1 pseudogene is annotated in these 236 nt (G+C 63.6%); it reads left to right on the plus strand.

Annotation, left to right across the window (positions count from 1 at the left end):
• Positions 1 to 236, plus strand: a pseudogene (locus SB756_RS35415) (DNA-3-methyladenine glycosylase I); the annotation flags it as partial.

Raw genomic sequence — 236 nt, forward strand, 5'->3', positions numbered from 1 at the left:
CGGATCATCCGCCACTTGGGCAAGCTCAAGAGCGTGCCGCGCAACGCGCAGATGATCCTCGATGTGCAAAAGCAGCACGGCAGCTTTGGCGCCTTCATCGCCGACTGGCCGGTGCAGGACATCACCGGGCTCTGGCAGTACCTGGCCAAACATGGCAACCAGATGGGCGGGCTGTCTGCCCCGCGCTTCCTGCGCATGGTGGGCAAGGACACCTTTATCCCCACCTGGGACGTGGT

It is taken from the genome of Pseudomonas sp. SIMBA_068 (assembly GCF_046534705.1).
Classification (GTDB): domain Bacteria; phylum Pseudomonadota; class Gammaproteobacteria; order Pseudomonadales; family Pseudomonadaceae; genus Aquipseudomonas; species Aquipseudomonas putida.